This window comes from Paenibacillus sp. FSL H7-0942, from assembly GCF_045040715.1.
GTDB lineage: Bacteria > Bacillota > Bacilli > Paenibacillales > Paenibacillaceae > Paenibacillus > Paenibacillus amylolyticus.
The window spans coordinates 1381298-1406770 of the sequence record NZ_CP150279.1 but is presented as its reverse complement, the minus strand read 5'-3'; the positions used below and the strand labels follow the sequence as shown (position 1 = coordinate 1406770).

Annotated in this window: 17 protein-coding genes; 8 read left to right on the top strand and 9 right to left on the bottom strand. The window is 47.5% G+C overall.

Features of this window, described 5'->3' with window-relative positions:
• Positions 1-392: 392 nt before the first annotated feature.
• Positions 393-1316 carry an S-layer homology domain-containing protein gene (locus tag MHI48_RS06185; protein ID WP_047841909.1) on the bottom strand — a complete coding sequence of 308 codons (924 nt, stop codon included), beginning with the start codon at positions 1314-1316 and terminating at the stop codon, positions 393-395.
• A 361-nt stretch (positions 1317-1677) separates the two neighbouring features.
• Here MHI48_RS06185 and MHI48_RS06180 point away from each other — a divergent pair, with 361 nt between their 5' ends.
• The 3 genes from MHI48_RS06180 to MHI48_RS06170 all read left to right on the top strand — a co-directional run bounded on the left by MHI48_RS06180 (position 1678) and on the right by MHI48_RS06170 (position 5850).
• The gene (locus MHI48_RS06180) at positions 1678-3420 is read left to right on the top strand and encodes an ABC transporter ATP-binding protein (protein WP_405143423.1); all 1743 of its coding nucleotides are present in this window, start codon (positions 1678-1680) and stop codon (positions 3418-3420) included.
• Positions 3413-5230, top strand: a complete 1818-nt coding sequence (locus MHI48_RS06175; RefSeq protein WP_282319157.1) for an ABC transporter ATP-binding protein — start codon at positions 3413-3415, stop codon at positions 5228-5230. The genes MHI48_RS06180 and MHI48_RS06175 overlap by 8 nt, the downstream gene beginning before the upstream one ends.
• Positions 5231-5334: 104 nt before the next feature.
• Positions 5335-5850 carry a hypothetical protein gene (locus tag MHI48_RS06170; RefSeq protein ID WP_405143421.1) on the top strand — a complete coding sequence of 172 codons (516 nt, stop codon included), beginning with the start codon at positions 5335-5337 and terminating at the stop codon, positions 5848-5850.
• Between the two features lie 18 nt (positions 5851-5868).
• On the opposite strand, the gene MHI48_RS06165 is transcribed toward MHI48_RS06170, so the two are convergent.
• A complete protein-coding gene (locus MHI48_RS06165; RefSeq protein WP_315371320.1) occupies positions 5869-6300 on the bottom strand; it encodes an Lrp/AsnC family transcriptional regulator in 432 nt (143 codons plus the stop codon).
• Between the two features lie 131 nt (positions 6301-6431).
• On the opposite strand from MHI48_RS06165, the gene MHI48_RS06160 reads away from it, so the two are divergent.
• Positions 6432-7184 carry an MBL fold metallo-hydrolase gene (locus tag MHI48_RS06160; RefSeq protein ID WP_315371321.1) on the top strand — a complete coding sequence of 251 codons (753 nt, stop codon included), beginning with the start codon at positions 6432-6434 and terminating at the stop codon, positions 7182-7184.
• Between the two features lie 524 nt (positions 7185-7708).
• On the opposite strand, the gene MHI48_RS06155 is transcribed toward MHI48_RS06160, so the two are convergent.
• Positions 7709-9214, bottom strand: a complete 1506-nt coding sequence (locus MHI48_RS06155) for an alpha-N-arabinofuranosidase (protein ID WP_051449607.1) — start codon at positions 9212-9214, stop codon at positions 7709-7711.
• A gap of 182 nt (positions 9215-9396) precedes the next feature.
• Here MHI48_RS06155 and MHI48_RS06150 point away from each other — a divergent pair, with 182 nt between their 5' ends.
• Complete coding sequence (locus MHI48_RS06150; protein WP_047844139.1) at positions 9397-10302, top strand: transcriptional regulator; 906 nt, start codon at positions 9397-9399, stop codon at positions 10300-10302.
• Between the two features lie 120 nt (positions 10303-10422).
• Here the strand turns inward: MHI48_RS06150 and MHI48_RS06145 are convergent, their stop codons facing one another.
• From MHI48_RS06145 to MHI48_RS06125, 5 genes are all read right to left on the bottom strand, one after another.
• The gene (locus MHI48_RS06145; RefSeq protein ID WP_405143418.1) at positions 10423-11217 is read right to left on the bottom strand and encodes a C40 family peptidase; all 795 of its coding nucleotides are present in this window, start codon (positions 11215-11217) and stop codon (positions 10423-10425) included.
• Positions 11218-11743: 526 nt separating this feature from the next.
• Entirely contained in the window at positions 11744-15019 is a 3276-nt protein-coding gene (locus MHI48_RS06140) for a glycoside hydrolase family 48 protein (RefSeq protein ID WP_405143416.1), read from the bottom strand.
• Positions 15020-15107: 88 nt separating this feature from the next.
• Positions 15108-18101 carry a glycoside hydrolase family 9 protein gene (locus MHI48_RS06135; RefSeq protein WP_405144593.1) on the bottom strand — a complete coding sequence of 998 codons (2994 nt, stop codon included), beginning with the start codon at positions 18099-18101 and terminating at the stop codon, positions 15108-15110.
• 341 nt (positions 18102-18442) lie between these two features.
• Entirely contained in the window at positions 18443-20179 is a 1737-nt protein-coding gene (locus tag MHI48_RS06130) for a methyl-accepting chemotaxis protein (protein WP_338707948.1), read from the bottom strand.
• 207 nt (positions 20180-20386) lie between these two features.
• Positions 20387-20938: an undecaprenyl-diphosphatase gene (locus MHI48_RS06125; protein WP_338707947.1), complete on the bottom strand. Its 552-nt coding sequence runs from the start codon at positions 20936-20938 to the stop codon at positions 20387-20389.
• A gap of 184 nt (positions 20939-21122) precedes the next feature.
• Between MHI48_RS06125 and MHI48_RS06120 the strand changes: the two genes are divergently transcribed.
• Together MHI48_RS06120 and MHI48_RS06115 are read left to right on the top strand one after the other, a co-directional pair.
• The gene (locus tag MHI48_RS06120; RefSeq protein ID WP_405143414.1) at positions 21123-22118 is read left to right on the top strand and encodes an LCP family protein; all 996 of its coding nucleotides are present in this window, start codon (positions 21123-21125) and stop codon (positions 22116-22118) included.
• Between the two features lie 139 nt (positions 22119-22257).
• Complete coding sequence (locus MHI48_RS06115; RefSeq protein WP_405143412.1) at positions 22258-23511, top strand: acyltransferase; 1254 nt, start codon at positions 22258-22260, stop codon at positions 23509-23511.
• A 37-nt stretch (positions 23512-23548) separates the two neighbouring features.
• Here MHI48_RS06115 and MHI48_RS06110 read toward each other — a convergent pair whose 3' ends face one another.
• Positions 23549-24286, bottom strand: a complete 738-nt coding sequence (locus MHI48_RS06110) for a hypothetical protein (RefSeq protein WP_405143410.1) — start codon at positions 24284-24286, stop codon at positions 23549-23551.
• Positions 24287-24505: 219 nt separating this feature from the next.
• Between MHI48_RS06110 and MHI48_RS06105 the strand changes: the two genes are divergently transcribed.
• Positions 24506-25453 carry a hypothetical protein gene (locus MHI48_RS06105; RefSeq protein WP_339197609.1) on the top strand — a complete coding sequence of 316 codons (948 nt, stop codon included), beginning with the start codon at positions 24506-24508 and terminating at the stop codon, positions 25451-25453.
• Positions 25454-25473: the final 20 nt, after the last annotated feature.

The following is a 25473-nucleotide window of genomic DNA, read 5'->3' as shown; positions in this document are numbered from 1 at the left end:
TACCTTTCGCAGAAGCGTCGTGAATCTGGAAAGTCTAACGAACCCAGCACACGTTATTCGACGCTATTTCACTGATTGGGATTTTTAACGAATCGTAGATGCGTTATTCCTGCCTGTTAGATGCTTTATATGTTGTTTCCAGTCTTATTTGCGGGAATAACGCGTCTCAAGTTCGTTAGAATTGCATAACCACTATAAACGTCCAAATAAGGTGCGCTGAGTTCGTTAGCGTATCTCACCTTGCATTAGTTGAATGCTGGTAATTGGTGTCGCCTCTCCAGCAACTTAAAAACTCACCCTCCATGCACGCATGAAGGGTGAGTTTTTAAGTTAAGCTATATTCTGTTCATTGACGTTGTGCTTAGCGCAAGTTTGATATCTCAAAGAATAATTTACTTACCAGAAGGTTGAGCTTCTGCTGTATAGCCTGTTGGGATATCCGTTTCGGCAGTCACATTGGTGATAACCATCGGATACATCATGTCTGGATCAGGTTGAATAATGGAATAGAGCACGATAGCGCGTCCATCCTTCTCCAATTTCACATCATCAATCTTCAATCCATAACCAGGATGCGGCATTTCAGCACTGAGTTTAACTTTGGTTGTTTTGTCATCAACCTTTGTCGTTGTTACTTCAGGTACAATCGCTTGTTGGCCTTCACCTGGATTGGTTGGAGTTGGCTCTGCTGAGCCGCCATTGCCGTGTTTATCCACAAATTCGAGTGCATTAAAGATCATGCTTGCAGCCTCCATACGGGTAAGCGACTGATCTGGACGGAAATTCCCGTCCTTATCCAGTTCAATGATGTTCATGTTCAGCAAGTTCTGGACTGCAGATATGGCGTCCTTACCGATTTTATTTTCGTCCTTAACAAGATTATACTTCATGATGACCGGATAATTCCCGGTGGTGTTAATCCCTTCATTCAGCAAAATGACAAACAGTTCACGTGTCATCTTGCCCTGCGGGTTCACTTCAACCGGAATGGACAGTCCATTCTGAGTAGCGGCCTGCACCGCATCGGCATACCACGTATCCGGACTGATTTTATTCTGAGCGGATGCTTCCGCAAATTCATTTTTCAGACCAAATGCATTCACAATCAGTTGAACACCCTGTGGCTCGGACAATGCAAGATCTGGACGGAACAGATCCGCCGTTACTCCGTTAACAATGCCTTTTGATTTCAAAGAATCCACAACCGACTTCTGACCTTCATCCTTCACATCTGTGAAAGCAAATACCGATGCACCTCCTGCTGTCAAAGAAACGCAGAGCGCAAGCGTTGCAGCCAATCCTTTTTTATGTTTCATTTCCTGGCACCTCCATATGATTAGTAAAGCCTATTTTTTACCTCTTCATTCCTACAGACGGGGCATCCTTAGAAAATGTTTCAGTAATTTCGACATCTGGTGAATACAACAGGAGAACACGGCATAGAACCCTTCTCCAACGCCGATAATCTAAATCACCTGCTTTTTGCTAAGTGGCTTCGTTGACATCCCATCGGATTAGCGCAAAAATAAGAATAGAGAAATCTATCGGATGACGGATAAACAACGAACTGGATCGCATACAGTAAGAGGGCACGACGCGCTAATAACAGGTGTCGGCCCTTTTCTTGACTCCACCTGCTGAACTGACTTCACCTATAACAAAAGGAGAACAACGCTTATGTCCAAGAAAGGATTACTTCGTGGTTATGTTGTGTCGAACTGGCCTGTTTATCTGGTTGCTGTTCTTCTGATTATTGCCTCCAATGTCGGGCAAGCATCCTTGCCCCGCATACTCGGCAGCTTCACGGATCAGTTGATGCAGAACACACTTCAGATGCAGACGGTCGTAAAGTACAGCCTGTTCCTTTTGGCTATTGCCATCGGGTATAATCTGCTGTTCGGCACCGGGCAGTTCATGATTATGAAGCTCGGGCGACGCTTTGAATTCATGACGCGCGAGCGTATATTCAGTAAGTTTTCCGAACTTAGCGAACATTATTTCTCCAAACAGGGGAACGGAAAGCTGCTCAGTTATGTCATGAATGACGTGACTTCCGTACGTGAAGCGATATCCAATGGTGTGACACTCATGACCAATGCCACCTTCCTGCTGTTGTCCTGCATTGTCATGATGTTGCTTAGCGGGATTCCGTTGACGCTCATTCTAATCAGTGTTGTTCCTTTGCTGGCGATTCCATTTCTGGTCGTGTTTTTTGGTCCGCGGATTCGCAAGCGCTCTCGCGACGTGCAGGAAGCTCTTGCAACCATGACGGAATCGGCGGAAGAGCAGCTGGGTGGCATTCGCGTAACCAAGACGTTTGCCATCGAAGACAGTGCTCGTGCACGCTTTGGAACCACCGTCGATGAGATCAAGAGCAAACAGCTTCGACTCGTTCGTCTGTCTTCCTTGTTTCAAGCCCTGCTCCCGCTGCTGGGAGCCATCTCATTGGTCGTTTCTCTGCTTGTCGGAGGTATTATGACCATGCAGAATTCCATTACACTCGGGAGTTTTGTCGCCTTGACCTTATATCTACGCATGATCATGGGACCGCTTCAACAGATCGGCAATGTTATTAATACCGTTCAGCGCTCAGGCGCATCACTGGAGCGGGTGAATGACCTGCTCAGCGAAGTAGCGGATGTGCGTGAACTTCCTGAAGCCACATCGCTCCAAACCGTACATGATATCACCATGGAGAATCTAACCTTCTCCTATCCTGGCAGTTCATCTCCTGCTCTCCAAAACATTCAACTCCATATCCGTGCCGGGCGAACGGTCGGTATTGTAGGCAAGACCGGCTCAGGTAAAAGTACCCTCGTTAAGCTATTGCTGCGTACATATGAACCACCTGAAGGAACGATTCGCATCAATGGTACCGATATTCGGCAGTTGTCGCTGGAAAGTCTAAGATCGCGCATCGCCTATGTCCCTCAGGATGGATTCCTGTTTAGTACCACCATCCGAGATAACATCGCATTTAGCGACCGAGAAGTATCGCTGGATACAGTGGAACATAGTGCACGGCAAGCCATGATCTATGATAATATTGTCCGTTTTCCTGATCGCTTTGATACACTGCTTGGCGAACGTGGACTCACCTTGTCTGGTGGACAGCGTCAGCGAACCAGTCTTGCAAGAGGACTGATCAAACAAGCACAGTTACTTATTCTGGATGACAGCATGAGCGCGGTTGATGCTGTCACCGAGAGTGGTATTCTGCGTAGCCTGCGTGAGATCGGCAAGGGCAAGACTACATTAATCATCTCTCATCGCATCAGCGCGGTCCGTCATGCGGACGATATTATCGTTCTGGATGAAGGGCGAGTCGCTGAACAGGGAACACATGCGCAGTTGATGGCTGCCAAGGGGTTATATGCGGCCACCTACCGTTTGCAGGAGGAGGGATTACATCATGTCTAACACTAACGCTGAACTTCACCCAGATGCAGAGGCCGATCAGAGTAAACGAACTTCGTTTAAGGCGATGATGGCATACGCCAAACCGCATAAATGGGCTTTTGCCGGTATCTTCTTCTGCTCACTGCTTGGCATATCGGCAGATCTGCTGCAACCCTATCTGGTGAAGATCGCCATCGATGATCATCTGGCCGTGGGCCAGACCAGTGTGGGCTTTCTCGTTCAGCTCGCAGCCATCTTTCTTGGGCTGGCTGTCATCAGTTTTATTTTTACCTATATCCAGAATAATCTGTTGCAGCATGTGGGTCAGAACATTGTATCCCGGATCAGAAAGGACCTGTTCAAGCATATCTCCAAGATGTCCATGTCCTTCTTTGACCGTTTTCATATCGGCAGTCTGGTCACGAACGTATCCAGTGATACGGAGACCATCAGCAGCTTTTTCACTCAAGTACTGCTCAGTCTGATTCGGGATGGTATGATGCTGGTGCTCATTATCGTCTTTATGTTCCAACTTGATCCTGTGCTGGCGACATACTCCCTGATCGTTCTGCCTGTCATTGCGGTGGTTGCGGTATTATTCCGTAGTCGACTGCGAAAAGCTTATCAAAATGCCCGTACGCGTCTTTCCCGTCTGATCGCATTTACGGCGGAGAACCTGTCCGGTATGTTTCTGATTCAGGCTTTTCACCAAGAGGAAGAACAGAAGAAACGTTTCTCGGAACAGAACGCACTTCACCTGAAAGCCAACATTGCTCAAGCCCGCTCCAATGTTATCTTCAACCGGACGTTTGATATCCTTGGCAATGCGGCACTGGTTATGATGGTCTGGCTTGGAGGTCGCGCTGTACTGGGTGAGTCCCTGCAAGTCGGGGTATTGTATGCGTTTATCAGCTATATTCGTCAGTTCTTTCAACCGATTAACCAGATTACGATGCAATGGAATACATTCCAGTCCACGACCGTATCAATGGATCGCATCTGGAACATTCTGAATACACAGCCTGAAGTTGCCGATCCCAAACCCGGTATGGCTTCCTTGCTGGAACCAAAAAATGTGATGGGTCAGATTGATTTTAATGATGTGTCGTTTGGTTATCGGGCAGACCGGCCTTTGATCCAACAGATGAACCTGCACCTCTATCCGGGTGAAATGGTAGGTATCGTAGGCACAACAGGCGCTGGCAAAAGCACACTGATCTCCCTGCTCAATCGCTTCTATGATGTAGACAAGGGCAGTATCGAGATTGATGGTACTGATATCCGGCATCTGCCGCAGGCTAAGCTTCATCGGATCGTGGGTCTGATTCAACAGGAACCTTTCCTGTTCTCCGGTTCCATTATTGATAATGTGAGGATGTTTCGTGAGGATATTACGCGAGAGCAGGCGATTGAGGCCTGCCGGTTTGTCGGAGCACATGCGATGATTTCACGTTTGCCTCACGGATATGATACACATCTATCCGAACGCGGAAGCGGACTATCCGCTGGGGAGCGGCAGTTGATTTCATTTGCCCGGATCGTGGTGTTCCAACCCCGAGTGCTCATCCTGGATGAGGCAACCGCCAATCTGGACTCACACACGGAACAGCTTGTGCAGCAGGCGCTGGAATCGGTATCCCAGGGACGCACCACCATTGTCATTGCTCATCGCCTGTCTACGGTGATGCATGCCGATCGAATTCTGGTGATGGAAAATGGTGAGATTGTGGAGGAAGGACCGCACCAGGAACTAATCACAGCCAAAGGTGTATATGCAGACTTGTACACCCATGCGCGTGATGCAGGTAAAAATTCAGCTATATCAGGGTAATGAACCTGAGTTATAGTAAATACAGAACGTTGAACATGCCGCTCTGCTTATGCAGGCGGCACGTTTGGCATATCGATCAGCATTGTTAATTAGGAGGAACATCCATGCAACAACCCGAAACACCCAAGCGTGACCATCAGCAGATTCGTTACCAACGCAGCACAGCTCTATGGAAGGGAAGTTTATGCTTCCTTTTCCTTCTCTTGTGCGTGAGCTTATTATGGATCATCGTGGACGGACAAGCCGAAAGACTGGAGACCATATACTATTCCATTGCAGCCGTGCTGGGTATGTGGTTGATCGGACCGCTGTTCTTCATGTTTGTGTCACGACTAACCAAAACCCCTGCCGTGTTGTTATCCTGGGATGATGATGCGTTAAGCACGGGCAAACGTAAGATTGCTTGGAGCCAGATTCGCAAAGTCGAACTCGCCTCACCTGCCCGTAGCAAGTGGCTCCTGTCCGCTTCTCCCATGTTTGTCCTGTACTTAAAGGACGGCACACGGTCTCATATTCAGACAGATCATCTGCTGAGCAAAAAAGAGCTGAACCAGGCTGTGACTTTGCTCAGGAGACTTTGCAGGAACAGCAGCAGGATCGTTGAGTACCGGGATGGATGAGGACAAGCTCCCCACTCATCACTGTGATTTCTCTACACCTATGGACAGGCTGACTTTGTAATTGCCGTAGGGCAGTAATGCTTCAAGCAGTTGGCCAAGCTGCTCTGTGGTGCCTGTCTGCACTCTCATCAGATAACAGCCTTCTCCGCTGACGCGATGGACTTCAACGATGTCCTCACGTTCAGCAATGAATGTACGAAAGGCGGCATGTCTGTCGCCGGAGTTCAAGAAAACTGTGACAAAGGCCTGTAGACCAAGGCCAAGGCGTTCCGGGTTCCATTTTACCGTATACCCTTCAATCACACCCAGATCTTGCAGCTTGCGCACTCTTGCACCAACGGCCTGTCCCGTGAGATGAACCTCTTCACCGATCTCTTTGTGAGAACGTTTGGCATCCTGAATCAGAATCTGCAAAATACGTATATCCGTGTCATCTATTATTTCATTCATCTTGCTTCAGCAATCCTTTCACGGTGAAATTAGCGTGGCCTAATTCCATTCATCATGTTATGTACGCTGTTAAACGGGTTGTATACCATATAGGGTAATACTATTAAACAACTCGAAGGAGTGCAAATATAATGAAAATCCAATTGATTCGCAATGCTACACTGTGGCTGGAATACGGAGGGCTGAACATTCTCGTTGATCCGATGCTGATGGACGCCGAAGTCATGCCCGCTTTTCCAAACACACCCAATGAGTTACGTAATCCAAGAGTGAGTTTGCCCGAAACAGAAACGGATTATCTGAATCCGGATCTGTTGATTGTGACACACACCCATGTGGACCACTGGGATGAAGCAGCGGCGAAACAACTTGGCAAAGACATTCCCCTAATCTGCCAGCCTGGGGATGAGAATGTATTTCTGGGTGTCGGATTCACGAATGTAACAGCTGTAGATAAAAAACATGAGCATCACTCTGTCCGATTCGCCCGTACATCCGGGCATCATGGCACAGGTGAAATCGGTGAACGTATGGGCAAGGTGTCCGGCTTCGTACTTGAAGCAGATGGAGAACCTGTCACCTATATTGCGGGGGATACCATCTGGTGTGAAGAACCTGCTGAGGCCATCCGCCAATATACGCCTGAAGTCATTGTCGTGAATGCCGGAGGTGCACGCTTCGTAGAGGGTGATCCCATTACGATGGACGGGCCTGACGTTGTCGCCGTGAAGCTCCATGCGCCATCTGCTCATGTCATCGCTGTGCACATGGATGCGATTAACCATTGTGTGATGTCTCGTACGGATCTTGCGACTTATCTGGCATCCGAGCAGATGGATGGTCAGGTGCTCATCCCACGTGACGGCGAAAGTTTTGAGTTTTGAATTGGAGCGGAAGCTACGCTGAATCAAAGCGGAAGAGAAATAAACTTTTCACACAGGTGGGTGGAGTGTAACGAACTCAGCACACGTTATTAGTCTGTTTTTGGATACTCTAATATTCTAACGAATCCTAGACACCTTATTTCCGCTCTGGGAATGCTTTTACCGAGATTCATCCATCATTTTGCCAGGATAACGTGTCTCCGATTCGTTAAATTTCTACTATAACGATAGTCGGCACAATAAGGTGTCCTAGATTCGTTAGCGCGTATGCACAGGACCATGCACTTCATTTTCAACACACGCCGTTACCTAACTTATATGCTATCTTGTCTGCCACATCATCACTCATGTCACCCATGCCTCCCTTTCCCTATAAAATACAACGAAAAAAAGCTGGATGCGATGAACTCGCACCCAGCTTTTTTGATTGAAAGAACACGCTAATCCGCTGTTCGCTGGCTTCCCTCTTGGGCATCATACCTGCCATTGCGCTCCAACGTGTCCCATCCCTTTATGCTAATCCATTACTGCACTTTCAAACGGATCACGTTCCATGATGCTTTTGCCAAGCTCGCCGTAATCAGGGTATCAGATACAACTGCACCCCCGCGATTATGAGGAGCAACGCGGTTTGGTTGTGCTGCCGTATTAGATGCTTTGAGATCATCACTTTCCAGCACGATATGCTCAATCACGGTACACTTCCCGAAGCTGCGCAGGTCCACTTCGAGCGGAAGGGATTCTTCCAGATGACGGTTGACTGCAAATACAGTCACTTCACCCTGCTCTTCGTTATGAACCGCAATAGCTTCCAGATAAGGGACATCTGTGATTTGTTTTGTATCGTATTTTGGAGACTGGATCAATGGCACCAATGCTGTTCCACGTCCGAAGAGAGATGTATGCATGAATGGATAGAAGATTGTCTGTCTCCATGAACCACCGCCCGTATCTGTCATGATCGGTGCAATCACGTTCACGAGTTGTGCCAGACAGGCCATTTTAACCCGATCCGCATGTTTGAGCATACTGATCAACATACAACCAACAAGCAGTGCATCCTCGTGGTTATAGATATCCTCCAGCTGTGGCGGAGCAATCTGCCAAGGGTCCATCTTCGAATCATTTTCATTGGAGTGATACCATACATTCCACTCATCAAAGGACAGATACATCGTCTTTTTGCTACGTTTCTTCGCTTTGATATAATCACAAGTCGCCTTCACGGTATCGATAAAACGATCCATTTCAAGCGAGCGTGCCAGGAACGTTGGCGTATCTTGCTCTTGATTGCCGTAGTATTGATGCAAGGACAGATACTCCACGTGATCATACGTATGATCCAGCACCGTTGCTTCCCATTCCGGGAACGATGGCATATTCAGATTCGAACTTCCGCAGGCTACCAGCTCAATCGTCGGGTCCGTCCACTTCATGACTTTTGCCGCTTCAACTGCTAACCGTCCATACTCTTCTGCTGTTTTGTGACCAATCTGCCAAGGACCATCCATCTCGTTGCCCAGACACCATGTTTTGATCGCATGTGGCTGCTTGTATCCATGCTTGATGCGAAGATCACTATAATACGAACCTTCCGGATGGTTGCTGTACTCCACAATGTTGCGAGCTGCATCCGTACCCCGTGTTCCCAGATTAACGGCCATCATGACTTCAGAATTAGCCTGTTTTGCCCAGTCCACGAATTCGTTGAAGCCAAATTCATTGGTCTCAATCGTTCTCCAGGCCAGTTCCAGTCTGCGTTTGCGTTCTGACACAGGTCCAACCGAATCTTCCCAATTGTAACCGGATACAAAATTACCTCCAGGATAACGTACAATCGGTACATTCAACTCCTTGACCATCTCCAGCACATCCGTGCGGAAACCCTGTTCATTCGCTGATGGATGCCCCGGCTCGTAAATCCCGCCATAGACGGCACGTCCCAGATGCTCAATAAATGATCCGTACAAGCGCTTATCCACTACACCAATAGTAAAATCTTTATCTACCGTCATTTTTGCTTTTTCCATAATGAATTTCAACTCCCTAAGATTAATATAAAAATTAATTGATATTCTATGGATCAACGTTCATATTTATATTAAAATCGATTATAGCCTTAATTTCAACCTGAATTTTGCAAATTGTTATTCTTTTTACTGAATTTATGTTTAACTTAATTCTATACAGATAAAATGGAGGAACAACTGTGATTAGAGCAAATACCGATGCCGAATGGCTCCCCCTATATGAAGCACTTGCCAGTGAAGTCCGTCTACAGATCATCCGCCTTGTTGCAGAGACCCCGATGAATGTGAAAGACCTTGCTGCTTCACTGGGTCTGAGTAGTGCCATCGTGACCATGCATGTCCGCAAACTTCAGGATGTAGGCATTATTCAGTCCAAAATGATACGCAAAGACGGCGGCACACATAAAATGAACAGCCTTGCTGTAGACTGGATTGGCATCTCCATGCCGCAGGAAAGCGGGACAGCCCGCAAGCTTCACGAGGTTTCCGTCCCTGTGGGACACTATACTCACTTTGACGTCTATCCGACATGTGGTCTGGCTACATCCAATCATGTTATCGGACAGTATGATGACCCTCGTTATTTTCTCGACCCCGAGCGGATGCATGCGCATATTCTGTGGTTTGGCCGTGGATTTGTGGAGTACAAAATTCCAAACTATATTTTATCCGGACAGCAGATCAATGCGATTGAATTGTCCCTTGAGATCGGATCAGAAGCACCTTCGGTTAATCCGAATTGGCCCTCGGATATTACATTCATGCTGAATGGCATCCGATTGGGGGAATGGACAAGCCCTGGAGATTCAGGCAACGGACGTGGCATGTTCACCCCGGAATGGTGGAGTGACAGTGTCAATCAGTACGGCATGCTCAAGGTACTGCGAATTACCAATGAGGGTACGTTTATTGATGGACAACATCTATCCGACATTACACTCGCAGATATCCCGGTCGAACGCAACCAATGGACTCTTCGTCTTTCGGTGGAGGAAGATGCTCAGCATGTAGGCGGGCTTACCTTATATGGCGAGGGATTCGGCAACTACAATCAGGATATCCTGTTCCGGCTGTACTATCACGATTGAGTTCTTCAAAATAATAAATAACACCAAAACACCTCCCACTCGCCTGTCAAAGGCAGAATGGGAGGTGTTTTGTATGCATATGAACATGCGTGGATTATTTAAGAAGGTTCTTGTTTCAACCTACAGCGCACTGCCACCAAACAGGAAGCGATACTCCCAGTGTTTGCCGAAGATATCACTAGTTGTTACACCACCACCAGCGTTGGAATACGTATGTAATACCTTGCCGTCGCCCAGGTAAATCCCTGTGTGCGTAATGGTTGCGCTAGATTTATTCACGCCCGAATACGATGATGCAGAGCTGCCTTTATACGACATGAAATACATCAGATCGCCGCGTTTCAGGTTTTTCCAGTTCGTCTGAACTGTACCCTTGGCTTTTACATAGTCTCCCTGTTTGCGGGAATCCGCTGGAAGCTTGATGCCCAGTGCATCAATGAAGGCCTGGCGTACAAAGCTGGAACAGTCAAAAGTAGCTGTGCTGTTACGACTGGCTCCGAACTCATAAGGTGTTCCCAAATATTTCATTCCCGCTGCAATCACTTTCTCTACAGACGTATTGCCGGTCACCGATGTACCACTATTCGAACCCGATCCGCTTGTGCCGCCACTAATCGCTTGTGTGTATTTGGATGAAGAAGATATGTAGCCTGTCCGGTTAGCAGAATCCTTAATCTTATACCAATCCGAACCGGATTGCTGAAGCACCGTTACCGTTTCCCCTTTAGCGACCAAGCGAACAATCTTCGCAGAAGAAGAAGGTGTTGTGCGTAGGTTTACGCCCCAAATTACTTTTACTTGTGAATTGTTAACAGCAGCTGCCGATACCTGTGCCGTTAGTGCTCCTGTCGTCAGACTTCCCATCAGCATCGTTGCTGTGACACTTGCCGTAATAATCGTTTTTTTCCAGTTCATGATGTCGAGTTCCCCCTGATGTTACAGAATTTTAACCTGGCTTGGTTCTCCCGGGCTTGCCCCATTGTAAACGGGCTATCCATAACGTTCATCAGTCGAAAGTCCTGTATTGATATAGGCGAACTTGAGCACTAAGTATCAGGGTGTGTCCATAATCTACTGGAAAAATTCACTGGTGATCCCTTCTTTTTGAAAGGTTAAATTATTGTAACTATTTGATATACTTCATTTTACCGCGATAAAAGAGTTAGGTCGTTTCTCATTCAGGGCATATGCCATACGACCTAGATTTTAATGTTTAAAATCGCAAATATGGTAAACATTACTATGATTTATTTGCCGATTACCGTTCACCGAATTCACATTTATGCCTCCAACCTCAATACGGATCGATTTATCAGCAGTGTCCGTTTGATTATTTTGTATTTCATTTTTGCTTTCCATAAAAAAAGAAAAGCCAGGGATTTCTCCCCGGCTTAACCTGTATGATTGGTAACATCACTCTAAAATTGGTCGATCAACTCATTTAAGGTTCAATTCCCCATACCTTGGCGCCATCCTGATAAGCTGTCACTTTTGTCCAGGCACTGAAGGCCGATTGGGTGGAATCAAAGGAATAATCATTCGTTTGATCAAAATTCGTCCAGTTGTTTTTCGAGAAACGTCCCTGGATGATTCCGGTTTCGGCACCCGCGGCCAAACTGCCGGCACCCGCTTTGAATTCAATCTCCAGATACGTATCTGCTGTGCCCTTGGCCGGATCTATCGAAACAAAATGCCCTTCCACGTTACCGCTGCCAATCTGTGCATAATCACACCAGAAACTCAGATCAGCGGCACTATCCTTGGTGAAATAATACCGGACCTTCACTTTGCTCAAGTCCACAGCAGTTGTACCTGTATTCTTCACATTAAATTGTGGAGTAATCGCATTGACCGAAGCCCCTGAACTACCATTACGGTATTGTACTTCAAGCGTTCCCGTTGTAACTGGAGGTTCCAATGGGGTCAACACCAATACATTTGAATTCGTCTGACCACTCGTATTAATGGCTACGACTCTATAATTATAAGCCGTACCATTCACCGCTGTAGCGTCGGTATACGTCAGTGCGGTCAAACCTGTTGCCAGATCAGCATATGCCCCGGTGCCTACCGAACGTTGTACCTTATAACTCGCTGCTCCAGTTGATGCGGTCCATGTCAGTACCGCCTGGGCATTGCCAGCCGTTCCAGTAAGGTTGAATACGCCTGGCACAACGGTACCTGCGAGTGGTGTTGCAGATGCCTGTGTCGACGGTGCAGACTCACCTACGGCATTCACCGCAGTGATGACATAATAATACGTTGTGCCGTTGGTCAAGCCTGTATCCGTGAATGTCGATCCTGTGACCCCTGTCGCTACAGACGTATAAGGACCACCATTCACCTCTGCACGTTTCACGGTATACGAGGCTGCACCAGCGGCTGCGTTCCAATTCAGAACCACTTGCTCACTTCCTCCAGTTGCTGTTACGCCAGCAGGAGCAGCGGGTACTTCCACTTCCGGACTATCCGAATCTCCGAGGAGACGATCATACTCGCCGTACGCTGTAGCCATATCCACCTGTGACCAGAACCGGTGATACGTAAAGGTAGGTGCACCGTTTTCCCACTGTTTCGTGGTTGTGTTATATGACGTTTTGTACAGATTATCAAGGTAAGCCCATGCCGGATCTTGCTTGATAGCTGGACGCAGATCGGAGTATCCAATGTATACGCCATTGCCACCTTTTGCAGGATCGGAAGGTACACCTGCTGTACCTGGAATTGTATTGCCTTGACCAAAGGTTCCAGACCAGTTCGCCGGGATATAGATCTCTTTGGCAAAGAAGCGGAAGTAGTCTTTACGCTCTTCTTCCGTAACAATCCCCACACCATCATTGTAATCCCAAGCTGTATCCAACAAAGCCTCAGCCAAATCCTTGGCTTCTTGGCCTTCCGCGCTAAGTGTACCGTTCTCTGCCTGTGTTCCCGCTGCGAAGAAGGTCAGAGCTTTAACGTAACTTCCCAGAACTCCTGTGTCCTGCACTGGATCTTTGGTCGTTACACGGAAGTTCGGATTTTCCGTAAACGAACTGAATCCATTCCATTTGTCCGGTTGACCCTGCCATTCCTGACCACCCGGAATCCAGAACTCTCCCGGAGCCGGCGTTGTTGCTACCTGAACATTAGTTCCACCCAAAATGCGCTGTCCAGCCGCATTCAGATAATAGCCTTGCGCATCCGTCACCGGACGTTCACCTACAAATACATAATCCTTACTCCAGTCGATCCACTTCGTGATTACCTTCTTGGCCATCTGGAAGTTCTCAGAGGTCAAGTCCCCGCTCTCCGCAAGAATATAGTACATCTCGGCTACACGCTCCAGCGGCCATGCCTGGAATCCAAACCAGGTGTTGGAATCCGGATCACGATATACAGGCGCCTCCTGATATGCCATGTCATAGAATGTACTTACCCCTGCTGGATAAGCTTTGTATGAACCATCCAGACTGTTCGTTGCTCCCCCGCCGATGGCTCCTTCATGGGATTGTAGCCAAGTGTAGAATTCCAACTGACGTTTCAGCGTCGCATTCCAATCTGCCTTCGCTGTTGCTGATTCCGGAATCAAGCCTCCAGCCGGGTCAGACAAGGCATACGCTGCAACCGGGTTTTGATAAGCCTGATGGGTATGGCTCGCTCCAATGCGCCAAGCCCAATCCCCACCTTGACCCAAGCCACCTCCCCAAGACGTATACCAAGCCATGAGATACATGTTGGAATCCTTGCCTGTACCCGGAGTTGGTGTACCACTCTTTGCACTTCCAATTTTCTGGAAGTATTTATCATACATGCCATAGCGCAGATAGTCCCCCATCTTCTTCGCTTTATCCAGATATTCCGGATTGTTGTATCCCATCTCCTTCGCCCAATACAGCACCTGTACTGCACGTGCATCGGCATCCGTTGCATTTGTGTAACGCCATTGCGCTGACGGTACCTGAGTTTCCTTTGTGAACAAGCTCATGAAGCCTTCGTTTGCCTTACCAAAAGATTTATCATCCTGAGATGGATGCGGAATGGCTTCCCACACAGACTCCTGCTCCCCACGCTGGAACGTGTTCACATAGGTAGCCGTATGTGATGGATTCAACAGGTTTCCATATCCATACCAGTCATCCACATCGACCAGCCAGTGCATGAGATAAGTCTGATTGTCACCATAGGTCGCCTTAAGTTCGGCATCAATCGGGTCTTTACCCGCTGCATATTGACCATTAAGTGGCGATGGATATTGATCAGGAAAAGGTTTTTCCGCTGCATACGTAGCAGGGCTGTTCGGATTGTACGAGCTCATCGTAGGCTGTTCTTCCTTGCCGTCACCTTCGTTGACCGGGATAATGTATTTCTCCATACTGTCCCAAGCTGCTTCCAGTTGGGACCAGTCTCCAGTGTAGTGACCATACATGGTTTCCAACCACAGCCAGTAACTGTATGCCTCTGACGTCGTCATATGACCATAATCCGGGGCCTCACTCAACAGGGTCTCAATGGAATGATACGGTAGACCCTCTGGCGAAAAATATCCGTTCGCCGGATCTTTCAACTGATCATATAATTGCAAAAACCGGGCTTCATTAATGCCGTCTGCCTGAATCTCGATGGCCTGATCTGCGGCATGCGCTGTTTGCGGCCCTGCCCAGAGTCCGGTGTATCCGGTCAACATGACGGTTCCCGCCAGCATGGCTGTTAAACTTTTTTTCGCAGCTGATTTCAACATTAATATATACCTCCCTGGAATAGTGGAAATTGAATATAAACGCTGTTGGTCTGCCCATGCTGCTATTCGGCCAATGATCTTGAGCTAGTTACGGCTCCAAGCCCCATACTTTGGTGTTTCCCTGATACCCGGTTACCTTGTTCCATACGGCAAAAGCCGTCTTGGAAGCATCATAGGAATAATCATTACTTTGATCGAAATTACTCCAGTTATTTTTGGAAAAGCGTGCTTGAATCACGCCGGTCTCTGCTCCAGCGGCCAAACTGCCTGCTCCAGGCTTAAAGCTAATCTCCAGATACGTATCTGCGGTACCCTTCGCCGGATTCACTGCGATAAATGTACCTTCAACATTGGCCGTGCCCATCTCGGCATAATCACACCAGAAGGTCATTTGATCCGCACCATCCTTGGTGAAATAATATCGGATCTTCACGCTACTGAGATCAATCGCCTGTGTTCCGGTATTCTTCACGTTGAACTGCGGAGTCGCCGCATTACTTGAATTCCCGGACCCTCCGCTGCGGTACTGCACTTCGAGTGTACCAGTCGTCACCGGAGGTGCAGAAGGCGTCAGTGCCAGGACATTGGACAGTGTCTGTCCGTTCGCATTCACAGCTGCAATCCGGTAATTGTACGTGGTGCCATTCAGCGCTGTTGTGTCGGTGTAAGTCAACACGGACAATCCGGTTGCCACATCTGCATATGTCCCGCCTGCCACCGAACGTTGTACCTTATAGCTAGTAGCGCCCGAGGCTGCTGTCCAGGTCAGGACCGACTGCGCATCACCAGCTGTCCCACTTAAAGTCAGTGCTCCCGGCACCGTCGAAGCTGCTTGCGGGGTTGCCGACACCTGCACAGAACCCGATGATTCCCCTGCTGAATTCACAGCAGTCACTACATAATAATAAGCCGCCCCGTTGGTCAGTCCCGTGTTTGTGTAGGTCAATCCATTAACCCCTGTCGCAACAGTTGTATATGGTCCTCCACTCACCTCGGAACGCTTCACCGTATACGATTCGGCCCCGGATACAGCGGCCCAAGTCAGGTTAACCTGACTGCTTCCTGCTACAGCCTGCACGCCAGCAGGTGCGCCTGGAACCGTGACTGGTGTAACACCAGGCTCCTGTCCATACACCTTCACCCCTGCATCATAGACTGGAAGATATATACTCTTCACAGGAGTTCCTGTGGTCAGTGTCTGGAACGAATGGTCATTGCTGGCATTCCATGCACCCTGTGGGCCTGTAATGCGGAACTGTACTTCTTTACGATAATTTCCTTCCCCACCTGGATAGATCTTGGTATTACCGAAGTTCGCCGTAATGGCATAGATATGCTGGGCTGTATTCACCACAACTGGTTGGGATACCGTCGCCCCCTCCGTATAGGAGGTTGTCACTTGCACGTCCGATACTGTACGTCCGGCAGCATACACTTCACTCAAATCCAGGAAATACTTAAAAGAAAGTTGATCTCCCATTCGGGCAGGCCAAGCGGAACGATTATTAAGCTGTGCTCTGATTTCCGTATAATTGGCACCTGATGATTTGATCGCAGCCTCCACAAAGAACTCATCTCCCTTCACCTCAGGTGCAGGGAAGTTCGCCAGGGGCTGATGATTCTGACCAAACAGCAAATTCATCTTTGCCAGTGCGCCGGTAAAACCAGCATTGTAATCGGTTGCGACCTCATTACTCACGTAATCCCCGATATCATCGGTATATCCATCCGATGCATCCGGGCCACCAACCATGGCACCATACAGAATGTGGCGATGGTTAGCCGGGATATCTTCGTTATTCAGCCATGAACTGTGAGCGGTCCGATGATGCGGATGTTGAGGTGCATTTTGCCCATATCCGACCACATAACTGCTCTGACGCGGATTATCGCCCATAATATAATTCATCTGTGAGACAGCAAAATCCTGATATCTTGACTTTTTCACAGGATCACTGACCCAGTCGGAGTATACAAAAGAAATAAAGGATGCATTCGCTGCATATCGGAGCGAGCCCCACTGATCCAGCCACGCCAGACCTCCTGGCGTATACTTGACTCGTGTCCCATTGACTCCAACCGTCCAATAATCCAGATTACGCTCAGTCGACTGAATAAATCTCGTCGCCTCCGGCATGTTCAAACTAGACGTAATACGGGCAAGCAGAATCTGGGCACCATAATGTTTACTGTCCCAACCTTGTGTCCAGGTATAGGGCCAATTGGCTGAGCCTCCGCTAGAAGACCACCGGTCCGTAGCTGCAATGGCTTTGGACAAGTAAGCGCTATCATTAGTAGCTAAATAAAGCCATGCGCCACCCCATGCCAGCTCGTCTTCGTATCCTGTCCACGAATTATAAAACGCTGCAGCATCAGTGATACAATCGGTGTATTCCCCCCGATATGTATCTGCGAAGTTGTACAGCTCTTTCGCATGTTGGAGCAGTCTGGCCGAATATGCCGGATCATCATCTGCAAATACAATCGATGACGCTGCCAGCGCTGCAGCCGTTTCTGCCGCCAGATCACTGCCCGGGCATGAAGCATCAATCTTGAACGAAGGACGGTTCATCTGCATGACTTCTGCAGGTCCCCACCAGGCATGGTCGGTATTACCTGCCCCCACTTGTCCCCATAATTCATTTGGTTTCGTATGCGCTTTCATAAAATAGTCGGTCGCCCATCGGATATTATCCTTGATCTCCTCCAGTTGTCCGGCCTGTTCATATCCGTCACTGTATTCCACGACAGACCAGGCGAGCATCGTTGCGGAAGCAGCCATCGGAAAACCAAACTTCACGTGATCTCCGGCATCATACCATCCTCCGGTCAGATCAACGCCTACATCAGCTCCATCCTGCATGCCCGAATTACCACGCCATTCGACCCGATTACTCGCTGGCAACGGACCCGAGCGCTGTGCCTCATAGAAGTAAATGGCCTTTTGCAGTGCTTCAGCATAGTTCTGATTTCCGGCGGCCGCATCCGCCTTACGAATTCCTGTACCCATCGATAAACTCCCTGCCAGTAATCCTGCCGATAACGCGATCATAGCGACTCGTCTCCACCAGCTCCCCTTCATGTTCAACTATTCATCTCCTCTTCATCAATATTCCGTATGCATTACTCTGGACTGCAAGTTTATATCGCTCCTCTCCATGGTGTATTTCAGTGTAAGTTCCACCATTAATTACCATTATAGCCGTTTGTTTCACCAGCTATATAAGCGTTGGTGACTTCTGAAATAACATTGTTGTGACCTGCTCTGCGTCATGTGACAAAAAAAGCTGTTTCTCTAACGCATATGCGCGTTAGAGAAACAGCTTCTCGCCCTTGGTATCATCAACAGTACAAATCGAATGGCATTCTGACCATCCTGTCAGTATGCCCCTGTACACCTTAGGTATCAGAACATCTCATTGGTTACACTTTGAACTTGTTAATCTGCTCCTGCAGTTCTTCGGCCATTTTGGATAATGAACCTGCGGATGAAGCAATCTCTTCCATCGAAGCCAACTGCTGCTGAGTTGCGGCTGATACATTATGAACCCCGCCAGCTGCCTCTCCAGCAATGTTGGAAATTTGACTTACATATCCTACAACCTCAGTTGTACTCGCCGACATTTCCTCTGAACCTGCAGATACTTCCTGAATTTCACCCGCTACTTTGTTGACCGCATCCGAGATCTGCTCGAACGCTTGTCCTGCCGCAGTAACCATCTCGATTCCTGCTTCTGTCTCACTGCTGTTCACTTTGACTGCCTGAACAGCATGATCCGTATCTTTCTGAATCAATTGAACGAGATCCGTAATTCGTTGCGCAGATGTAGAAGATTCCTCAGCCAACTTACGCACTTCTCCCGCAACTACGGCGAAACCACGTCCATGCTCTCCTGCTCGTGCGGCTTCAATGGCTGCATTCAGTGCAAGCAGATTGGTCTGCCGGGCAATGTTGTTGATTACCTCGGTAATGGTTCCAATCTCTGCTGAACGTTCCCCCAGCCCTGTAACCAATTCAGTAAGCGAAGCAATGGAATTTCGAACAGAACCCATCTGTTCAACCGCTTGCTGAATAATCATATTTCCTTCGGAAGATTGATTCGCCGCATCCACAGCAGATACGGATACACTCTGAGCAAGCTCGGCAATCTGCTCCGATCCGAGAGCCATCTCATTCATCGCCTGTGAAGAGCGTTTTACAATATCAACTTGATCCGACGTACCTACGGCCAGTTCCTCAACCGTTTCGGAAATCTGTTCCGAGGCTTGAGTATTCTGCTCCGCACTTGCAAGAAGCTCCTCCGATGAAGCAGCTACCTGTTCGGAAGTCATCGACACCGATTCAATCATGGAGCGCAGATTACCACTCATGGTATTGAAGGAAGCCGCGAGCGTTCCCAATTCGTCTTTGTTCTTGAGCACAATCGTCTCACCCGTCAGATCACCATTGGCAATAGCCAAGGCCGCTTCATTCATCTTTTTGATTGGACGTGAAATAATGCTTGCAATGAAGAATGCAATGAATATCGCGACCAGGAATGCAAAAATTGTCACTGCCAAAATCACATTAAATGTATTCTCAGCCAACTCGACAGAATCACCCGTTGCGGCTTGCGATCCTTCATTGCCTAAAGTGATTAACTTGGTGATAGAGTCGTTTGCTGTGTACCACATTGGATAGGCTTCAGTGTGCAGTCTACTTGCTTCTTCATAGTTATTTGCAATACCGAATTCTATGAATGCAGGCATTTTCTCCAGATACGCATCATAATTGGTACTGAAATCATTGTAGAGCTTCATCGATTCATCATTGCTCTCAATGTATGTAAGCAACTGTTTACGCTCATCCTCAATCTTGGTGAGGAGCAACTTTAACGCTTCATTCACCTTGACATTTTCTTCTTCGTCTTGTTCAACGATAATTGCCAGCGCCAACCGCTCTACATCCGAAACATCGCCATTCATCAAGCCAAGGAGGCTTACACTCGGCATCCAGGTCTGATCCACATCATTGGCTTTACCAGACATATTATGGATCTGTATTAACGCATAAACGCTTACAACAACCAGCAGAGCCACGACGATAAGAAAACCTGTCAGTAACTTGCCTCGAATCGTTAACTTCAATATCCCCAACTTATTCCCCCGCGTGTCTTCCATGTGTCCCACTCCTCAAAATAATACATATTTATAATATATCGTCACCTATCGTCATGAATTGTAGATGTTAGAATTCAATTTCTATAAATTTCAGGTAACTTCGAACATAACACAAAAAAAGTCTCCCATCTTTGGCAGAACCAGAGATAAGAGACTTCTTTCAATAAACTAAACTACCAAAACTTCACTAGACATTGCTTTCAAAAGCTAACGAAAAACACGTCGGTGTATGTTAATGAAGAAGTCGGGAATCGACTTGGTATAATTGCGGGTTGTAATCAGAACCACACTAAGCAGACTTCCGAGAATGAATCCTCCCAGAATATCTCCTGGATAATGCACACCAACATATACACGCGACACCCCTGTCAACACAGCGAGTAACAACATCCATAACCCGAAGCGACGTCCAATAAAGAATGAAGCAGCCGCTAGAGCAAATACAAAGGAAGCATGTTTACTTGGAAAAGAAGGATCAGGTACATGGGCAACCAGCTGATGCACAGTCCCTTCTACAAAAGGTCTTGGGTGACCGACTGCTGGTGAAATCCCCCATTTGGCCAGAACCAGCGCTACAATGGAAGCCACACAGGCATAGAAAACAATTCGTTGTTTCGATGGATCGCCGAGAAACCATACAATAACGAGCAGTGCGATCATGATCCAAACCGCATACTCGGATGATGTGATCATAAACCAGTCCAGAAACGGTATTTGGTCTGCAAACTGATTAATCCAATTAAATAGTGATTGATTCATAACTGGCTTTTAATACCCCCATTACACAAAACAAGATTATTTTTTACATAATAAATATACACTAACTATTTGTCAAACATTCCTCACATTGACCGAAGTTACGAAATCAAAGAGGACATTTTGCTTTCTTTTTGTTAAACTAGTTTGGGTTACATATCAGTTCAATCATAGAAAGGTGAAGATTATGCTTAAAAAATGGTTATGGGGTACAGCCCTGACCCTGGCACTTGCGATTACAGGTGTCGTTGTATATTACGGATATTCGATTGTTCATTTTGCCAATAGCATCTCCACGGCTTCCGGGACTTCATCCAACTCGTCCTCTTCCGGCACAGACAGCGATTCAGACACACCAACGACAACGATTCCCAGATGGGAGGGCCAGGAACGGGTGAACATTCTGCTCCTTGGTGGAGACTCAAGAGGCGACGATGCAGGACGCTCGGACTCGGTCATGGTCGCTTCCATTGATCCGGTCACCAAGAAAGCCCATCTATTCTCCGTACTGCGTGATACCTATGTCGCCATTCCCGGGCATGGCAAAAGCAGACTTAATGCAGCCTTTTCCTACGGGGGTGCGGAGCTGACCAAACAAACCGTCAGTGATCTGCTCGGTATTCCCATTCAGCATTATGTCTACACAGACTTTACAGGTTTCATGGCACTTGTTGATGCGGTAGGCGGTATTGAGATCGATGTGGAGAAAGACATGTATTACACCAGTAAAGCAGATAAACATATGTACGACATTGACTTAAAAAAAGGATTGCAGCATATGGACGGCAAAACCGCCCTGCAATATGTTCGGTTCCGGCATGATGCCACCTCGGATTTTACGCGCACCGAACGGCAGCGGATCTTCATGACCGAGCTGGCCAAGAAAATGCAGAGTACCACGTCACTCTTCAAAATCCCGGATATCCTGGAAGCGATCGCTCCCTACATTGAGACGGACCTCAGTCCAACCCAGATGTTAAAACTCGCATCACTTGGCTTCGATATCCATGTGAACGATATCGATCAGCAGCAAATTCCACCGAACAAACTACTCACCAATGAACTCGTCGGCTCAGCTCAGGTGCTGGGTGTTGATGTGACCAAACTCCAGTCCTACATTCAGAAAATGTTTGAAGAAGATGCCGAGTCCTCAGAGACTCCATCATCAGAGGAACAGAACTAAAACAAGCATGAGATATATCAATAGAAAAGACGGCCAAAGCCGTCTTTTTTTGTACCTATTTTCTCCATTTAATGCAGTCTTAATGTTTAACGGGTACCCTTATATGATGAACTCCGGTTCCTGGAGGGAGGATTACAATGTGAAAAAACCGCGAATAACCGAATGGACCGAACTGCGGGGCATTGCCTTTCTGGCAATCGTCATGCAGCATAGTATCGCTGAGTATATCTATCGCGCTGATATTGAACAACCGGATTCCATTATGCTGACCATGATTTATCATCTGACCCGATTTGGTACGCCAACGTTTGTATTTCTATCGGGTGTAATGTTGTTTTACCATCATCGTAACACCAAACCGGACTATCCTCGCTTCATTCGAAAGCGATTTGGCGATATCTATATGCCGTTTGTCGTATGGACACTGATCTACTGGCTTTCTGTCCGTATCTTCACCCCCGCGTTCTGGCTTGCAGGCATACCGGATTTTCGCAGTCTGATTCGTGAACTGTTTATACCACAGACGGGATATCATCTCTGGTTTGTCATTATGGTGTTTCAATTCTATATTCTGTTCCCCCTGTTCTGGACAGGAGCAAAAGCCATTCAGAGACGTATCCAGAACACCTCACGTTTCACGCCCATGCAAGTCATTATAGGACTAATTCTCTTTGCAGCAGCACTATATGCCCTGCTTATGCAATGGTCCTACTATAATATGGGGGGCTGGACAGAATCCATGTCTGAGCCTTGGTCAACGTTGCTGCAATATCGCTCCTATTCATGGGTGATGTACTGGTTTTACTTTTTACTGGGTGCCGTATGTGCCTGGTCAGTGGATAGCTGGAGGAGTTGGACCACGAAGATCCTGCCTTGGACGATCTGTCTGTTTATAGGGATGTATATATGGCTTGGTTACGATGTGCTGCGTGGGTCCGGGGATGTTGTTAATCTGAATATCTCCACCTATCTGAAACCAACCACATTCCTGATCATTATGGCTCAGATGTTTATGATGTATGGTTTCCTTGTACTAATGCAGGGAAAAGATACACGGTTTCAGCGCCTCTTAGCCTGGATTGGCCGCTATTCATTTGGTGGATATCTGGTTCATGCACTGGTGATCTACGCGATCGCTTATGTCACCAGACCGCTTCAACTCAGTGGATGGCATCTGCCTGTAACGTTGCTATCGTTCCTTGTAACCGTTGGTATTGCTCTTGCAATCAGTTGGGCGCTATCCAAGCTTCCTGGCTCACGTTTCACCGTAGGGTTAATGCGTAAACCACGTTCAACTCCCAATCCATCAGCTGCTGTGGACAAAAGAAATTCACCTGAGCGAACTCCGTCACCCGGCTCAACTCGCAGTCCGGGAACGAGTGAGCCGTTTTAGAATAAAGAAGAGCGTCCCCTCACGGAGACGCTCTTCTTTATTTTACTTCGCTCGAAGTTGATCGTCCAGGAACAGGTTCCTGGGGACCCGGGGCTGGATGCACGTTGCCCTTCTGATTCACAAATCTCTTCAGATCACCCGTTAATTGTTCCTTCAGCTTGTCCACCAGCTGCGTTTCACTAATGCCTTTTGCCTGAGCAATCTCAGCCAGGGATTTCCCTCCCTGAAGCTGCTCGTGCAGTTGAGCAGGGGTGACTCCAATAAACCGGGCAATTTCGCCCTTATCTACCATGGAACGTTTGCCATGGTGGGCAAATTCACGCCGCAAATCACGCAGCGGGGTATTAATGACCTTTTTCAACTTGGTATCCATGTCTGCCTTCGTGGCTGCAGCTTGCTCCTTGGTGAGACAACCTTCTTCCACAGCTTGATCCAAACGCTGTGCAAGTGTAGGCTTCAACTTCTGCAATAACTGCTCCTCACTAAGTCCCTTACGCTCTTTCGCAATCTGGGACAACGTCTTGCCAAGTTCCATCTGTTCTTTCAGATCCCGAAGTCCAATGCCAAGCAAGTCTGCCGTCTCACCAATCATGAACAGACCGTGTCCTGCCTGCATGCATGGCTTCGCTGGTTTGCCGGAGGAAGAAGCTTTTGACGCATTGTCATGTTCCTCAGCACGAACGGCTGGATCAGCAAATGCTACATGTCCTGTTGCTGCTGTTATAACTACGGCTGCCAATCCGGCTGCCATCCATGTTTTCCATTTCAAATTCATTTTTCTGCCGCCTTTCCGATGTCGAAATCCTGTGCCTTCCTAGTTTGGGCCTAAAATCCACTTTTTTATGCCATAAAATACAAAAAGTCATCATTTTTCTCACAATTGATCACAAAAAATCCTATTTTTTTCAGTTTATTTCCGCTATAATAAGTGTAACTTCATGATCTAGTCGAACAGTCCTGAATCACCTTATTGCAGGAAGGACGATATGTAATAATGCGGAAAGATTGGTTAGATCCGTTTAGATCCGATCTGGAGGTCGTGTTTGCTTCAGCGGAGCAACTCGTACGGGAATATCCCGAACCCTTGTCAGGACATGCATTAGAGCAGCTTCGTTCGGTTAATCCGCTGTTACGAGATTCGGGACACAGCTACATCGGGTACATCACTCCACTTTGGATGCAACACTCAGATAAACTACCCCCAGAGAAAGCACACCAATTAAGTACAGCCTGTCTCATTCACATGTTATATTTTTTGAATCAGGACGACGTGATGGATGAACAACCGGAGAATGCCACATTGAAGTTATCCCTGGGTAATCTTTATTACATGGATGCACTTCAATCTTACGCGGTATTATTCAATCCTTCCTCCACGTTCTGGGTCTATTTCAGACAATATGTAGTGGATTGGGCCGTGAGTGTTACGGGTGAGCATTCCATTGATTATTTCCAACAGAATCCCTTGTTGATTGCGCAAAAGGCTGCCCCTCTCCTCATTGGAGCTACTGGTGCACTGCTTCTGCTGAATCAGTCCGACCGGATCATCCCGGTGTGTTCTACCATCAACATCACACTCATGACACTCCAGATGACCGATGACTTCACAGACACGCAACAAGATGCTGTGCATGGAAACTACAACAGCTACCTCTCCCACATATCCGCAGCACTGAATCACAACTATCCAGTTCATCCTCTAAGCGAACGTATACATGACAATGTATACAATACACAACTCATGAACTCTTACGTAGACATTGCTTATCACTATAATCGTACACTAACATCGTCTAACTTAGGAAAATCGCATCTTGAGGCGTTTAATTCTTATTTATGCAGCACTTTAGTACAAGCTGTTCAGGACATTACACAACGGAAGAAACAGCTCCTCCAAGGTGGGTTTCATCACTGGATTAGCGAGCAACAATTGGGATTCTGAGCATAAAGACTAAGCTGATT

Bases quoted from the DNA above. Each gene is read 5' to 3' on its own strand.
- MHI48_RS06185 (WP_047841909.1), bottom strand. From the start codon at position 1,316: ATGAAACATAAAAAAGGATTGGCTGCAACGCTTGCGCTCTGCGTTTCT.
- MHI48_RS06180 (WP_405143423.1), top strand. From the start codon at position 1,678: ATGTCCAAGAAAGGATTACTTCGTGGTTATGTTGTGTCGAACTGGCCT.
- MHI48_RS06175 (WP_282319157.1), top strand. From the start codon at position 3,413: ATGTCTAACACTAACGCTGAACTTCACCCAGATGCAGAGGCCGATCAG.
- MHI48_RS06170 (WP_405143421.1), top strand. From the start codon at position 5,335: ATGCAACAACCCGAAACACCCAAGCGTGACCATCAGCAGATTCGTTAC.
- MHI48_RS06165 (WP_315371320.1), bottom strand. From the start codon at position 6,300: ATGAATGAAATAATAGATGACACGGATATACGTATTTTGCAGATTCTG.
- MHI48_RS06160 (WP_315371321.1), top strand. From the start codon at position 6,432: ATGAAAATCCAATTGATTCGCAATGCTACACTGTGGCTGGAATACGGA.
- MHI48_RS06155 (WP_051449607.1), bottom strand. From the start codon at position 9,214: ATGGAAAAAGCAAAAATGACGGTAGATAAAGATTTTACTATTGGTGTA.
- MHI48_RS06145 (WP_405143418.1), bottom strand. From the start codon at position 11,217: ATGAACTGGAAAAAAACGATTATTACGGCAAGTGTCACAGCAACGATG.
- MHI48_RS06140 (WP_405143416.1), bottom strand. From the start codon at position 15,019: ATGTTGAAATCAGCTGCGAAAAAAAGTTTAACAGCCATGCTGGCGGGA.
- MHI48_RS06135 (WP_405144593.1), bottom strand. From the start codon at position 18,101: ATGAAGGGGAGCTGGTGGAGACGAGTCGCTATGATCGCGTTATCGGCA.
- MHI48_RS06130 (WP_338707948.1), bottom strand. From the start codon at position 20,179: ATGGAAGACACGCGGGGGAATAAGTTGGGGATATTGAAGTTAACGATT.
- MHI48_RS06125 (WP_338707947.1), bottom strand. From the start codon at position 20,938: ATGAATCAATCACTATTTAATTGGATTAATCAGTTTGCAGACCAAATA.
- MHI48_RS06120 (WP_405143414.1), top strand. From the start codon at position 21,123: ATGCTTAAAAAATGGTTATGGGGTACAGCCCTGACCCTGGCACTTGCG.
- MHI48_RS06110 (WP_405143410.1), bottom strand. From the start codon at position 24,286: ATGAATTTGAAATGGAAAACATGGATGGCAGCCGGATTGGCAGCCGTA.
- MHI48_RS06105 (WP_339197609.1), top strand. From the start codon at position 24,506: ATGCGGAAAGATTGGTTAGATCCGTTTAGATCCGATCTGGAGGTCGTG.